The sequence below is a fragment of the Streptomyces sp. NPDC048419 genome (genome assembly GCF_043200415.1).
Taxonomy (GTDB): Bacteria; Actinomycetota; Actinomycetes; order Streptomycetales; family Streptomycetaceae; genus Streptomyces.
In genome coordinates, this window is the sequence record NZ_JBICXT010000067.1 from 1 (window position 1) to 13,209 (window position 13,209).

The 13,209-nt window shown below is 66.8% G+C and carries 8 protein-coding genes and 2 pseudogenes; 5 read left to right on the plus strand and 5 right to left on the minus strand.

Annotated features, from left to right (window positions below; translation table 11 throughout):
* Positions 1-488 precede the first annotated feature (488 nt).
* Entirely contained in the window at positions 489-2,333 is a 1,845-nt protein-coding gene (ggt, locus tag ACGFYN_RS46735) for a gamma-glutamyltransferase (protein ID WP_393872080.1), read from the minus strand.
* 793 nt (positions 2,334-3,126) lie between these two features.
* On the opposite strand from ggt, the gene ACGFYN_RS46740 reads away from it, so the two are divergent.
* From ACGFYN_RS46740 to ACGFYN_RS46760, 5 genes and pseudogenes are all read left to right on the plus strand, one after another.
* Positions 3,127-3,402: a hypothetical protein gene (locus ACGFYN_RS46740; protein WP_393872081.1), complete on the plus strand. Its 276-nt coding sequence runs from the start codon at positions 3,127-3,129 to the stop codon at positions 3,400-3,402.
* Positions 3,403-4,502: 1,100 nt separating this feature from the next.
* On the plus strand, positions 4,503-4,655 hold the full coding sequence (locus ACGFYN_RS46745; protein WP_393872086.1) for a hypothetical protein: 153 nt from the start codon (positions 4,503-4,505) through the stop codon (positions 4,653-4,655).
* Positions 4,656-4,821: 166 nt separating this feature from the next.
* Positions 4,822-5,277 (plus strand): universal stress protein, encoded by a 456-nt coding sequence (locus ACGFYN_RS46750; protein ID WP_393872082.1) that lies wholly within the window; start codon positions 4,822-4,824, stop codon positions 5,275-5,277.
* A gap of 1,169 nt (positions 5,278-6,446) precedes the next feature.
* Positions 6,447-7,952, plus strand: a complete 1,506-nt coding sequence (locus ACGFYN_RS46755) for an MFS transporter (protein WP_393872083.1) — start codon at positions 6,447-6,449, stop codon at positions 7,950-7,952.
* Between the two features lie 144 nt (positions 7,953-8,096).
* Positions 8,097-8,249: pseudogene (locus tag ACGFYN_RS46760) on the plus strand (ArsR/SmtB family transcription factor); the annotation flags it as partial.
* Positions 8,250-8,550: 301 nt separating this feature from the next.
* Here ACGFYN_RS46760 and ACGFYN_RS46765 read toward each other — a convergent pair.
* From ACGFYN_RS46765 to ACGFYN_RS46780, 4 genes and pseudogenes are all read right to left on the minus strand, one after another.
* Complete coding sequence (locus ACGFYN_RS46765) at positions 8,551-9,891, minus strand: DUF3500 domain-containing protein (RefSeq protein WP_393872084.1); 1,341 nt, start codon at positions 9,889-9,891, stop codon at positions 8,551-8,553.
* Between the two features lie 164 nt (positions 9,892-10,055).
* Positions 10,056-11,573, minus strand: a complete 1,518-nt coding sequence (locus ACGFYN_RS46770) for a sensor histidine kinase (RefSeq protein ID WP_393872085.1) — start codon at positions 11,571-11,573, stop codon at positions 10,056-10,058.
* The gene (locus ACGFYN_RS46775; protein ID WP_393872087.1) at positions 11,548-12,267 is read right to left on the minus strand and encodes a response regulator transcription factor; all 720 of its coding nucleotides are present in this window, start codon (positions 12,265-12,267) and stop codon (positions 11,548-11,550) included. The genes ACGFYN_RS46770 and ACGFYN_RS46775 overlap by 26 nt, the downstream gene beginning before the upstream one ends.
* Positions 12,268-13,112: 845 nt before the next feature.
* Positions 13,113-13,209 (minus strand): annotated as a pseudogene (locus ACGFYN_RS46780) (acetyl-CoA acetyltransferase); the annotation flags it as partial.

Below are 13,209 nucleotides of genomic sequence, written 5' to 3' on the forward strand. Positions count from 1 at the left end.
GACATCCGTCAGCTGGTCGTCGTCCTGCAGCTCTGCACCGAGAAGGACGTCGATCTCCTCTTCGGCTGACGCCGGTCGGCGCTACAGGATCACTGCCGCCACCAGTTACGGGACAGCGCTTAGATCTCTGGCGCGCGCCCGGGCACAGCGTGGTTGACGCTCCCCTGCCTGAAGAAAGGAGGGGATTCTCGCGGCTCGCGCCGTGAGACTTCCTGTTTCGTCGCCGACTGCCCGCCCGGGGTTCTCCGTTGGGGAAGCTGGCACGGTGAACATGCGCAGCTTCCCCAGCACCGCCAGCAGCGGCCTCAGTACCATCGGACTGGCAGGCATCGGCTTTCCCTTCCCGGGTGCGGTCGCCACAACCCCGATGCTGCCGACGCTCCAGCCCGCAGCGGGCGCGAACAGCCAACCCGTCACCCGCCCGAGCGGGAACCGCTGTTCGACTCCTGCGCACCGACTGCTACCAGCGCGGCCCGATTGGCTCAGGCTCAGTGGGTTTCGTGGAGGACCATGGCCGAGCCGCCGCCGCGTCGTTTGGGCTCGGCAACCGCTTCGATCTTGCCGTCTGGCAGGAATTCGAGCGCGGCGACCGCACCGATCTCCGGCGACGGGGTGAAGGTGCTCGGGGCCAGGACGAAGCGGTGGCCCAAGCGTTCCAGTGCCGAGCGCTCGGGCAGGTCGAGGAAGGCGGGTTCGGCTTCGGTCGTCGCCTGGTTGCGCTGGGAGATGCGTGGCGCGGCGACCGCCTGAGGCAGGGTCATGCCGAGGTCGAGGCGGTTGAAGATGGTCTGCAGCACGGTGGTGATGATGGTGGCGCCGCCGGGTGAGCCGATGGCGATCACCGGCTTGCCGTTGTGCAGGACGATGGTCGGCGACATGCTGCTGCGCGGGCGCTTGCCGGGTCCGGGCAGGTTCGGGTCCGCTACCCCTGTGGTGATCGGGGTGAAGTCGAAGTCCGTCAGCTCGTTGTTGAGCAGGAACCCTCGCCCGGGCACGGTGATGGCCGAGCCGCCCGTCTGCTCGATCGTCAGGGTGTAGGAGGCGACGTTGCCCCAGCGGTCGGCGGTCACCAAGTGGGTGGTCGAGGTGCCCTCGTAGGGCTCGTCGCTGCCGGTACCTCGCGTGCAGCCGGAGCCGGGGTGGCGGGGGTCGCCGGGTGCGACCGGGCTGTCCAGGACGGTGTCGGGGCGGATGAGGCAGGCGCGGTCCTTGGCGAATACCTTGGTCAGCAGTTCCTTCGTGGGCACGTCGGAGAAGGCCGGGTCGCCCACCCAGCGATTGCGGTCGGCGAACGCGATCCGGCTGGCCTCCAGGTAATGGTGGAGTGCCTGGACCTTGTCGGCCGATGCCAGGTGGAAGTTCTCCAGGATGTTCAGCGCCTCGCCGACCGTGGTGCCTCCGGAGGAGGAGGGTGCCATGGAGTACAGGTCCAGCCCGTGGTATGTCGTGTGGGTCGGTGCCGGGCCCCGGGCCGAGTAGCGTGCGAGGTCGCTGGGTTCCATCAGCCCGGGGCGCACGGCGCGGTGGGAGGCGGGGGCCACTGGCGGCTGCTGGACGCTTTTGACCACATCGCGGCCGATGTCCCCGTGATAGAGCGCGCCGATCCCCTTCCGGGCGAGCTCGCGGTAGGTGCGGGCGAGATCGAGGTTGCGGAAGCGGGAGCCGACCACGGGCAGTTGGCCGCCTGGCAGGAACAGCTTGGCCGTGGACGTGAAGTCCCGGAAGCGGTCTTCGTTCATCTGCGTCTGGGCGCGGAACTGGTCGTTGACGACGAAGCCTCTGTCGGCGATCCGGGTGGCCGGGCGCAGGGCTTGTGCCAGCGAGACGGTGCCCCACGCGTCCAGGGCCTTCTGCCAGGTGGCTGGCGTACCCGGGATGCCCACGGACAGGCCGGAGTTGACGGCCTCGTCGAAGGCAATGGGCTTGCCGGTGGCGGGGTCGAGGAAGGAGTCGGAGCGCATCCGGGCCGGGGAGGTCTCCCGGCCGTCGATGGTGCCCACCTTCCCGCTCTTGGCGTTGTAGTAGACGAGGTATCCGCCGCCGCCGACGCCGGCGGAGTACGGCTCGACCACGCCGAGTGCGGCGGCTGTCGCCACCGCCGCGTCGGCCGCGTTACCACCGTGCCGGAGCACGTCGAGTCCGGCCTGGGAGGCGTATGGGTTCACGCTGGAGACCGCGCCTCCACTGCCCACGGCCACTGCCTGTTTCGAGGGTGGATGAAGGCCGGAATCGACGGCGGTCGAGGCGGGGGGAGGTCCTCCGGCACTGATCAGGAGGGGGGCGACGAGTGCGACTGCGGTCGCGGAAGCGACGACGGCACAGCGGACGACCATGGTGTCTCCGGTGACCTGGGGGGTGAGGGATGGCCGAAACCCTGCCAGCGGGCAGGGAGTTCGACAACGAGGGGGCGCAAGATTTGCGCGACATCTGAGGTTCCCGACAAGTAACCGGAAACCGTTCGCAAAAAGCACGCGGCATGGCAGACGCTGCCAGCACCTCGGGCATGCCGTGATCCGCCGAGCCACCTGGCCTGCCGGACCGCTCATAACTTCGGACTAGGCCCAATGCCGCCTGTTTTACGCCGACGGTGCTGGACGACGGTCTCGGCGAGGTTCGACCAGATGTGCCACCGATCGGCAACATGCACCGCGTCCGGTGGCGGCCGAGGCATCCGGCCTCGGCGTAATCGGTGGAGCGGTCCTGGCAGATCACCTCGACGCCGGGATACTCGGCGAGCCACCGTCGCAGTGGTGCGGCCGGTCAGCAGGTCCACGGGCTGGTGTGTCTCGATGTCGAGCAGGATGCTGCCGTAGTTGTGCCCCTTGCGCAGCGCGAAGTCGTCGACCCCAAGCACCCGCGGTGTCGGGGTCTCAGGGTCCTGCAGGCGGCAGATCAGCCGTAACCGGGGGCGAGCGGCTCACCTTGGCGGCCAGCTCGTGGGCCAGGCGGGAACCGGCCCGGCCAGCAAGCATCACTGCCCCCCGTTCCAGCACCGTCTGCAGCCCGGCGCTGCGTCTTCCGTGCCGGAACGCCAGTCTGTCGACCTGCTCGGCGGACGTCGCCTGTAGGCAGCTCTGTTGAGAGCAGCGTAGCCGCCGGACCCGTAACTCGATCAGCGCCGGACGTTTGAACGTGCGCATCGCGCGGTCCCCGGCGACGATCCGCCGCTTCATCGTCGGTGCCCTGCCCGGACTCGCCAACCTGACCGCGGAGGGCTCGGGCCAGGCGGAATCGGTGGCCTCGGACGGCAAGAGCGCCCGCTGCTCGCGCCACGGTCAGGCACCGGCCGCGCACCTGCTCGCCGAGATGACCAGCGACGGCAGAACCGTCGCCCAGCTGCGGGTACCGGACAAGACGAACCAAATCACCTGCTTCGCCGCCCTGTTGGCTCGCTTCGCCTGACCGCGATCGTCGTGACAGCCGATGCCCTGCACACCCAGCGTGACCACGTTGCCTTCCTGGTCGAGGCCAAGAAGGCGCACTACGCGTTCACCGTGAAGAACCGTCCCACCTTGCACGAGTGCACACGCCGCCCTGGGAACAGGCTACGGCGGAGTCCGCAGCGAGGGCCACGGCCGCAAGGAAACCCGGGTCGTTCAGGTACTCACCGTCGAGGACCTGGATTTCCCACACGCCGCCCAGGTCGCGAAGATCACTCGGCACAGCACCAGCCTGAACACCGGGAAACGGACCCGCAAGACCGTCTACGTGATCACCAACCTGACCCAGCCGGGATGCATCTCCGGAGAGGATCGCACAGCACAGTGGGTGATCGAGAATGGGCTGCACTTCGTCCGCGATGTCACGTTCGACGAGGACCGGTCCCGAGCCCGCACCGGTCGCGGCCCCGAGAATATGACCACCCTGCGCAACCTCGCGATCAACAAGCTCAGGTGTACATGGCCACACCAACATCATGGCCGGGTGAAGGGCTGGTGGGACATCTCCTGGAGGCCGCGACCAGTAACTACACCAAGATCAAAAGACTTTGAAAAGGCCCTGGGAGAGCAGGGTTAAGGCGGCGATCTCCAAAAAATGCAGCGTTGCCCAAATAGCTCAAAGATCAGCGGTACGGGGCAAGGCAGAAGAGATGCTATTACTTACCCGACCCCCCAAACAACGACTTAAAGAACGACGTAACCATCCCCATGACGGCTTCAAGAGCGCCTGACAATCCGCTCGAGCTCGGGGGAGAAATCTCCGGCTTATCTTCCTTGGGAGGGGGAGCTGTCGCTGAAGGTTTCATTCGAGGTTTACGTGCTGGTTCTTTGGATTTTTTAGATGAAAGCATGAAGGAGGAATATGATATCTCCTCGAAGAGGCGTGGCGGGTTTGTGGGCGGGATCCTGGTGTCGTGTCTTCAAACCTTCGCCTGTTGACTCGGGGGCTGTCGTTCCTCCTTTGACGCGGCCGCAGTTGGCCGAGGCTCGGCGAGTGCGGGCGGCTGAATTGGGTCTCAGTACACATCGTTCGCGCTCGCCGAGCACCTCGACCGGGCAGGCATAGCCGCATCCATCGGATCGGTCGGCGACGCTTGCGACAATGCCCTGATGGAGTCGACGATCGGGCTGTTCAAGACTGCGTTGATCAAGCCTCGTCGCCGCTGGAGGACGCTCTCCAAGGTCGAGCTGGCCACCGCCGAGTGGGTCGACTAGTACTGCCACCGCCGGCTCCACGGTGAAATAGGACACATCCCACCTGCCGAATACGACAGCAAATACTAACGCGAAACCACGAAATCCCAGGTCACAATCACGACCTAGAGTCTCGATCAAACCCGGAACGGTTCATAGTGGTATCACGCAAGCGTGGAGGTGGGCGATGAGTGACGAGGCGGAGTCCGCCCCGCGGATCGTGGTCGGCGTTGATGGTTCCGAATCGTCAAAGGCGGCCCTGCGGTGGGCGGCCCGGCACGCCGGGCTGATCGGCGGTGTGGTCGAGACGATCATCGCTTGGGAGTACCCGTACTACTGGTTCGGGTGGTCGGGGCCTGTGGAGGAACCGGTCGACTGGGAGGACAGTGCTCGCAAGACCCTTACAGAGGCGATCGGCGAGACCATCGGGCCCGACCGGCGCGTTGAGATCCACGCCCGGGTGCTCCAGGGCAACCCGGCGGGCGTACTGACGAACGCGGCCCAGGGCGCCGAGCTGCTGGTGGTGGGCCACCGCGGGTACGGTGGATTCACCCAGGTGCTGCTGGGATCCGTCGCACACCAGTGCGCCCAGCGCGCCTCCTGCCCAGTTCTCGTTATCCGCGGCCCAGGAGGAGCTCGCTAAAGCGGTCAGCAAGTCCTCTGGCCCAGGGCCACAACCACGTTCAGCTGTTAGCCAGGTTCATCTCATAGGACCACGACGAGACCGGCGATGTGATCCAGTCGGTCCCACACCGGATGTATCAGGGCACTGTACCGCCGTGATGCGCCGAATCTGCCGGGAGAACGTGATCGGCGCATTACCAGCGGTAGCGGATGGGCGTCGTCGTTCCCCACCGAGAAGGATCTCCCAGATGTCTCATGAGACTAGAGACACCATGCTGCCGGTGCTGTGGGATGAGAACAGGCGGGCGCCCTCCAGGAGGTCCAAAACCCCTGGGTTGCTCGATGCCCCGCCGAACCGGCTCAGGCTGATGGTGGCGGTAGCCAGGTGTCCGCCCCTCTTCTTCAGAGGAAATCCCCACCTTCAGGCGGGGAGGAAATCCGATCCTGAGCCAGGCGGATCCGGGGGCCGCAGCATCGCTCCAGCAGGCCCCGTGATTCGCACCTCCCGAACGACGGGGGAAAGTCCGAGCGTGGCCAAGACCGCCGCAAAGTGGGCCTGGCAGCGAATGCGGACTGGCCCGGGGCAAAAGGGCGTATGTGACAACGACTGGGCGGTGATCGAGGGCACCCTCGACGACATGCCTCGACGCAAGGATGTCGCTGGCTCTGGTCCGCGGGCACCGCTATACCCGCACCGTGCCTTACTACCGCGCTTCGCCCCGGGCAGGTGACACTGGCGCGACTGGTGTGCCGCAGGTGGCAGGTGGAGAACGCTCTCCGGGAGGCGAACGAGGTCTGCCGCCTCGACAAAGGCCAGGTCACCTGCTCCAGGCATCGCTGGAGCGTGATCGCCCTGGTCGCCTACGCCCATCTGGCCGTCACCGTCACGCTCGAACGTGCCCCCAGACCGGCCCGTAGGAACCCCCGCCGAGGCCGACCTCGTTCCCCCTCAGCAGCCACGAGCTCCCCCGTCTGCTACGGGCCATCCTTCCGCCCCGACCACCTGCTGTGGTGGTCCACCTGGCGCCGACGCCATCAACACCGCGCCCCCTCTGCCACCGCCGCCGGCACGCTTACCGACACGACATCCATGATCAGAGAGCAAGCTGGCAGCTATCGACAGCTGCCGTGTCCGGGCTATAGCTGAAAGACCATGGGAAACTTGTACTGCAACATGGAGGCAGCATCATGCTCAACAAGGCAACTGGGGGCATGATCGCGATTGCACTTTCCAACGCCATCCTATTTTCTGGACTTACTGGGGTTAGCATTGCGTTGCCCGTAATCTCCGATGACCTTAGGCTGGATAGTTCCACGCTGCACTGGGTTTCCATTGGCGCCTTTCTCCCCATGGCAAGCTTCAGCATCGTCGCCGGCAGGCTAGGGGACTCCGCCGGGCGGCGGCTTTTCTTCTTGATTGGTCTCTCGCTCTTCGGCCTGGCATCGGGCGTCTGCGCTGTCAGCCCAAACTCCAGCATACTCATCGCAGGCAGGATCTTTCAGGGGGTCGGCTGCGCGTTGGCGGTTCCTCTTTCATTCAGCAATCTCACTGTAATTTATCCACCACAGCGACACGGTTGGGCTTTCGGGATAGTTGCAGCAATCACCACACTATCCGGAACGACAATTCCTTTTCTCTTGAGTTTTATCATCGATAGACTCGGCTGGCGCTTCACCTTTGCTCTATATTTCCCCCTCATCATCGCCTTGATCCTCCTCGCAATGTGGACAATCCCGGAGAGTAAAGGAAAGAACTATCCTCGTTTCGACACGACCGGCTGCATTCTACTCGCGGTGGGCCTATGCCTACTGGTGGTTGCCTGCGAGCGGTGGGCTGATTGGGGAGTAGCAAATCCCCGAGTGATCACCTTGCTGGTAGCTGCCTGTCTCACCATCGCCGCGTTTTATCGACACGAATTGCACGCGGAATTTCCACTGCTCGACTTCAGGGCATTGAAGCTGGCACCCGTCATCGTTTCGCTAATTCTTCTTGCTCACATTCAATGCACCTCTCTCGTGATCACTTTCAATCTCCCCATTTTCTTGCAACAGGTGGAACGGCTCAGTCCGTACACTTCCAGTGCCGCACTGGCCGCCGGAAGCATCGGCACCGTTCTCTTTTCTTCGTTCGCCGGCAGAGTGGCTGACCACGGAAAGACACAGCGCATTATTTCCCTTGGGATGGCGGCAGGCGTTGCGGCTATCCTCCTGCTCGGCTATGGCCTGCTTGCGAGACAATACTCGGTCATCCTTCTAGGCATGATCATTTTTGGATTCTGTCCAGCGCTCATCTACGCCCCCGCAACCGCCATTGTGGTTTCCCGCCTAGGAGCAGCCCGCAGGGGAATTTCAACAGCGCTAACCGTCGAATCCAGGCAATTGGGCTCAACTGTAGGTTTTGCGAGCTGTCAAGCTTTGATTGCAGGCGCCGAGTGGCTGCGCCGGAGGCGGCTACTGGGAGTCTCCCGAGGCAAGAGCACAACCCTGGACCAAGCCCTCTATAGCACAAACGTGCCAACCGTGAACATTGCCGGACATTCCCGAAGGACTGTAGAAAGAACAATCGACTCTACGTTCACCTTGGGATTTTCCGTGATTTTGCTTCTGATGTCAATGGCAATCCTCTGCCTCTTGCCTCTGGTGTTCCGAGCGTTGAAACCCAAGGAACCGTCCCTGAACACTCATGGACCATGACCGAACCTCTTTCATCCTGAATAGCCCTGCCTATGCGGTTGGCGGCACAGCGTGCTCCTGACCAAGCCCTACTAGGGCACCGACGCACAATGTGCACCCGGTACGACTACCAACTGCGAACAGCCCGAGCATGACCAGCAGTTCAACCCGGTCCGGCTGCGCCTGCTTTCGATGATCGCCTCGCGCGGGGAGGGCGAAGGGGGCAGGGACGGCGGCGAGGTCTGCGTCTGCGAGCTGACGCCTGCCTTCGACCTGTCCCAGCCGACGATCTCCCACCACCTCAAGCTACTGCGGCAGGAGTTTGCTGGGTTCCGGTCGTCCGCCGCAATACGCACGGCAGCCTCGTCAACGAAGACAATTGGCGCGTACCCAGGCAACGGCGCCGACCTCGGCATCCACCAGGAATGTCTGCCGTTGTTCGACATGCCCAGTGCGACGTCATCAGGGGCGTCGGTGCCATCGAAGCCACAGTGACGTACTACGCGGTCGGCCGAGCAGCCGGCGAACGGCACGCCCCCTGGAAGCGCGGAGGGCCGCCCCCCAGCGGGTGCGGCCTCCTGCATGACGGGGCGACTTCCTATGACGGGGCGGCAGTCCCTCACCGGTGGTGCGGCGAGGTCAGGTAGTGCTGCCTGAGGAGCTCCCTTCCGTAGTCGTTGCCGTTCGGGGTGCGGATGACGGAGTGGACGTGCATCTGAGTCGGACCACTCCCCTGACTCGCGCCGTACGCGCCGGCGAGCGGGCCCGGGGCCTGGCAGTCGACCTCGACCCAGACCACCGGGCTGTGCACGCGGACGTAGAAGGCGTCGTCGGAGCCGGTGCCGCCCGCCCAGGTGACGTAGGTGTCGTCGAGGTGCCGGCGGACCTCGGCCATCCGGACCTTCGCGGCGTCCGCCTTCTCGCGGCTCACGAACGCCTCGACGATGCCGAGGAGTTCGGCCTTCTGCGCGGCGGTGAGGGCGGTGCCACGGATGCCTTCGTAGGCCTGGACGGCGTTGTCGGAGAAGGCTCCGGCCTTCATCGACTCGTTCGACTTGGTCGAGGAGGCGATGGCCACCTTCTGCTGCGCCTCGGTGAGGGAGTTGATGAACGCGAGGCCGGCGGCGACCTCCTCGTGGCAGACGGTGACCGTCTCGCCGTCGATCTTCATGGTCGTGGGCTCCGAGCCCCAGAAGCAGGGGCTCATCACGACCTGGTCGCCGAGGACGAAGTAGTTGATGACCAGGTGGTGGCCGTCGAACTGGAAGCCCCACGGCTCGTCGGCCGAGGGCGTGCCCATCAACGTCCAGTAGTAGGCGTCCTCGTTGAAGGACTTGGTGTTGCCGATCGCCTCGCCGGCCGCCTGGTTGATCCTGCGGATCTTCTCCGAGGTCTCCAGGCCGTCCGCGCTCAGGGCCACCTTCAACAGGGCCGTGCCGAGAGCCTTTTGCTCGTCGGTGAGGTCGGCGAGGGAGACACCCTGGCGCTCGTAGGAGTCGACGTTGCTCCACAGCCGCCACTCGGTGGAGTGGACCGTGAACTGCGTCGAGGACTTCTGGGCGTCGGTGAGCCCTGCCAGGAAGGCGTTCGCGGCGGTGATCACCGGGGCGGTGGCGACCTTGGTGGAGTGGATCGTGAACAGGTCGTCGATCCGCCTGCCGTCGGTGGTCAGACCGAAGAACTCCTCGGTGATCGACTGGTTCCCGGGGCCCCCGGCGCCGCCGCCCGGTCCGCCGCTGGGCATACCGCTCGGCGAGGCACTGGCCGATGCGTCGGCGGTGCCGGTGCTGTCGTCGGCCATCGCGGCCCAGGCGCCTGCGCCGCCCATCGTGACGACCGCCGTGGCCCCGCTCGCGAAGAAGACCTTCCGCATGAAGTTGCGGCGGCTCGCGTGGGCGCTGCGACCACTGTCGCAGTGCGTCTCGCGGCCCGTCGGCTCTCCGGCGTCGAGCTCGGTCATCGTCGCTGCTTCCCTTCGTCCTGGCACGTCCACACCGGACCGCCGTTGAGCCATGACTGTGGCGGACCAAGCTGAGGCACACCTGAAGTGAGCGCGCGGACGTGGTACGAAACGGGCGCGGACGGCCGTCGTAGCGCCCCTGACCTGTGCCTCTGTGGGGATGCTTAGAGTTCGGGGGGCGTCGCGGAGGGGGCTGTGGAGGGGCCGGGCGCGGCAGGGAGCCGTACCGCGAACTCGGTTCGCCCCGGCCCGCTTTCGGCCTCGATACGGCCGCCGTGCGCCTGCGTGATGGCCGCGGCGATGGCCAGTCCGAGGCCCGATCCGCCGGTCGCGCGGGTGCGGGAGGCGTCGGCGCGGGTGAAGCGCTGGAAGACCGTCGGGAGGAGACCGGCCGGGATGCCGGGACCGTCGTCCTGGACCCGGATCACACAGTCCGTGCCCGAGGTCTCCACGACGACCGCGATGCCGGTGCCCGCGGGCGTGTGCACGCGCGCGTTGGTCAGCAGATTGGCCACCACCTGGTGCAATCGGGCCGAGTCGCCGACGACCGACGCCCGGCCGCCGTCGAGACGCAGCGACAGCTGCCACTCGTGATCGCTGCCCGCGGCCCGCGCGTCCCACACGGCTTCGGCGACCAACGTCGCCAGGTTCACCTCCGCCGTCTGCAGCGGCCGTCCGTCGTCGAGACGGGCGAGCAGCAGCAGGTCTTCCACCAGTCCCGCCATGCGGGCCGACTGGGCGGAGACGCGCCGCCAGGCCAGCCCCGGCTCGATACGGTCGCTGCCGCGGCCCATCAGTTCGGCGTACCCGGCGATCGAGGCGAGCGGTGTGCGCAGTTCATGGCTGGCGTCGGCGAGGAAGCGGCGCATGCCCTGCTCGGCACGCTGGCGTTCGGCGATGGAGCACTCGACGTGATCGATCAGGCGGTTGAGGGCGACACCGACCTGCCCCGCCTCGGTGCCGGAGTCGGTGTCAGCGGCCGGGACACGAGTGAGTGCGCCCACCTCACCACGGTCCAGCGGCACCCGCGCGACCTCCGCGGCGGTGGCCGCGACCCGCGCCAGCGGGCGCAGTCGGCGCCGGACGACCACGGCGGCCACGCCGCCCGCGACGGCGAGCCCGAGCGCGGCGATCACGGCCTCGACCACGACGAGGTCGTCGATCATGCGCTGTAGGTCGTCCATGGGCAGCCCGGCCAGCACCGGCACGCCGTCCCCGGCGAGCGCGGTGAGCCGGTAGGTGCCCAGGCCCGGGATGGCACGGGTGTGCAGCGTGCCGTCCGTGGTGATCCCGGCCAGGGCGTCGCGCTGGGCGGCGGAGAGGACCTGCTGCCGGCCGTCGCCGGTGACCACCTCGGCGGCGAGGACACGGCCACGGTCGTCGAAGCGGGCGGCGAGCGTGCCCACCGGCTGGCCGCGCTCGTTCAGGAACCCGAGGTTGGTCGCGTCGCCGGTCCTGTGCTGAAGCCCGCCCTGACTGCGCTCGGCGGCGTCGGTGACGCGCTGGTCCAAGTCCCCCAGCAGATAGACGCGTTGGACGACGACGGTGGTCAGCGCCATGGCCCCGCAGACGAGGACCATCGTCACCGAGATGAACAGCACCAGCCGGGCCCGCAGCGACCGTCCGCCCGAGGCGGTGCGTTCGCGTCCCGGGATGTCAGTCCTCCGCGGCCCTGATCGCATAGCCGACTCCACGCACCGTGCGGATCACCGAAGGCCGCCCCTTGTCGATCTTCGCGCGCAGGCTGTAGACGTAGACCTCGACCAGGTTGCCCTCCCCGTCGAACGAGGCGTTCCAGACGTGGTCGAGGATCTGCGCCTTGCTCAGCACCTGGTGCGGATGGCTCATCAGGAACCACAACAGGTCGAATTCCTTGGCCGTGAGCGGCACCGGCGTCCCACCGCGCTGCACCTCCCGCGTCCGCCCGGCGGCGACGAGGTCACCCAGCACGCGCACCGGTCCGTCCTCACGCACCTCCTCGGCCCCCGCCCGGCGCAGCAGCCCGCGCAGCCGCAGCATGACCTCTTCCAGCGAGAACGGCTTCGTCACGTAGTCGTCCGCGCCCGCCGACAGCCCGTCGATGCGGTGCTCCAGCGCGTCGCGGGCGGTCAGCATCAGTACGGGCAGCCTGTCGTTCTCGCCCCGGAGCCGGCGCAGCACCTCCACGCCGTCCACGTCGGGCAGCATCCCGTCGAGCACGACGACGTGCGGCGCGCAGGCCCGCGTGATCCGCAGCGCGCTGCGCCCGTCCTCCGCCGTGAAGGGGTGCCACCCCGCCTCGGCCACGGCCGCGCACATCAGCTCGGTGAGCTCGGGCTCGTCGTCGACGATGAGCACACGAACCCCGGCCTCACGGGCCACAGCACCTCCGGACATGCCGCGACCATGGCATGGCGAACTGTGCGGGGGCTGTGACGGGTGAGCGCCGGATCCCTTCCTGAGATGAGCGAGCAGGGCGGTGCGGAGGGCGCCGGGGTCCTCGACCGCGAGATGACCGGCGGTGACGGAACGCAGGACGGTGCCGGGGATTCCGGCCACGAGTTCCCGAGAATGGTCCAGTGGCGTCGCGATGTCCCGGGTGCCGCCGACCACGAGCGTGCGCGCGGTGATACGGCTCAGGTCGCGGCGTGTGTCGTACCTGGCCAGGGCGTCGCAACAGGCCACGTAGTACGACGAGGCGGCGGCGAGGTCTTTGAGCAGCGCCGTTCCGAGGGGATCTGCTGCCGTGTGCGGGTCGGCGAACCAGCGGTCCGGCATGGCCGTGAGCAGTGCGGCGATCCCCTCCCGCCGTACGTGAGCCGCGCGTTGGAGCCAGGGCTCCACCGTGCCGAAGTGCGCCGACGAGCAGACAAGGGCGAGGGAGGCGATTCGGTCGGGGTGGTGCACCGCGAGATGTGCACCGATGCGCCGCCGAGCGAGATGCCTGCGTAGTGGAAACCATCCACTCGGTGATGATCCACGAGGTCGAGGACCAGCCGCGCCAGATCGTCGACAGTACGACCTGGCTCGGCGGTCGGCGGCAGCACGGCACTCGATGAGCCGCCATGCCCGGAAGGTCGAAGCACAGCACACGGAAGTCCCCGGCGAGGACACCCACATGTGGCTCCCACACCTGTGACGAGGTGCCCAGGGATGGGCCCAGCACGAGCAGAGGCGCATCGGCCGGACCCAGCAGCCGGTGGTGGAGCAGGGGGCGGTCGGACGGCATGGCGGCTACTCCGTCAGCGTTCGAGGACGAGGGCGAGGCCCTGTCCGACGCCGATGCACAGGGTGGCGACGCCGGTGCCGGAGCCGCGGCGGGCGAGTTGATGGGCGACG

What these genes read in the sequence shown, in the direction of transcription:
- ggt (WP_393872080.1), bottom strand. Translation starts at nt 2,333, where the DNA reads ATGGTCGTCCGCTGTGCCGTCGTCGCTTCCGCGACCGCAGTCGCACTC.
- ACGFYN_RS46750 (WP_393872082.1), top strand. Translation starts at nt 4,822, where the DNA reads ATGAGTGACGAGGCGGAGTCCGCCCCGCGGATCGTGGTCGGCGTTGAT.
- ACGFYN_RS46755 (WP_393872083.1), top strand. Translation starts at nt 6,447, where the DNA reads ATGCTCAACAAGGCAACTGGGGGCATGATCGCGATTGCACTTTCCAAC.
- ACGFYN_RS46765 (WP_393872084.1), bottom strand. Translation starts at nt 9,891, where the DNA reads ATGACCGAGCTCGACGCCGGAGAGCCGACGGGCCGCGAGACGCACTGC.
- ACGFYN_RS46770 (WP_393872085.1), bottom strand. Translation starts at nt 11,573, where the DNA reads ATGCGATCAGGGCCGCGGAGGACTGACATCCCGGGACGCGAACGCACC.
- ACGFYN_RS46775 (WP_393872087.1), bottom strand. Translation starts at nt 12,267, where the DNA reads ATGTCCGGAGGTGCTGTGGCCCGTGAGGCCGGGGTTCGTGTGCTCATC.